Source organism: Ensifer sp. GW823-FHT05D09 (assembly GCF_058795755.1).
Genome location: NZ_JBXAIA010000034.1, coordinates 1 through 847 on the forward strand (window position 1 = coordinate 1; position 847 = coordinate 847).

An 847-nucleotide genomic window follows, 5' to 3' on the forward strand; every position below is an offset into this window, starting at 1 on the left:
GCCGTCAGCGCCTTGGCGGTCTGGTCGGAAAGGTGGCTGCCGTCGTGATCAGCCAGAAGCAGAATAGCCATGATGAAATCTCCCTTTCCTGAAACTTAAAGCACGCCGGCTTCGGTCTTGAGCTTTTCGACCAGTTCGGCCACCGACTTGACCTTGATGCCGGCCTTGCGGCCTTCCGGCTCCTCGGTCTTCAGCACCTTCAGCCGTGGCGTCGTGTCGACGCCGAAATCAGCCGGGGTCTTCTTGTCGAGCGGCTTCTTCTTCGCCTTCATGATGTTGGGAAGCGAGGCATAACGCGGCTCGTTGAGGCGCAGGTCGGTGGTGACCACGGCCGGAAGTTTGATGTCGATCGTCTGCAGGCCGCCATCGACTTCACGTGTCACGGTTGCCTTGCCGTCGCCGATCTCGACCTTGGAGGCGAAGGTGCCTTGCGCCCAGCCGAGTAGCGCCGACAGCATCTGGCCGGTCTGGTTCGAATCGTCGTCGATCGCCTGCTTGCCGACGATGATCAGGCCGGGCTGTTCGGCCTCGGCCACACCCTTGACGATCTTGGCGACGGCGAGCGGCTCGACCTGGTCTTCGGTCTCGACAAGGATCGCCCGGTCGGCACCCATGGCGAGCGCGGTGCGCAACGTCTCTTCGGCCTTGGCCGGTCCAACCGACACGACCACGACCTCGTCGGCCTTGCCGGCTTCCTTCAGCCGCAGCGCCTCTTCCACCGAGATCTCGTCGAACGGGTTCATCGACATCTTCACATTCGCAAGCTCGACACCCGAGCCGTCCGCCTTCACCCGGATCTTGACGTTGTAGTCAACCACCCGCTTAACCGTCACAAGTATTTTCATGG

At 61.9% G+C, this 847-nt stretch carries 1 protein-coding gene; it reads right to left on the minus strand.

Annotated elements, in window-relative coordinates; all coding sequences use genetic code 11:
* Positions 1-95 precede the first annotated feature (95 nt).
* A complete protein-coding gene (locus AC1Q80_RS30795) occupies positions 96-845 on the minus strand; it encodes an electron transfer flavoprotein subunit beta/FixA family protein (protein WP_209790197.1) in 750 nt (249 codons plus the stop codon).
* Positions 846-847: the final 2 nt, after the last annotated feature.

Coding starts and splice junctions, on each gene's coding strand:
- AC1Q80_RS30795 (WP_209790197.1), bottom strand. CDS start 845: ATGAAAATACTTGTGACGGTTAAGCGGGTGGTTGACTACAACGTCAAG.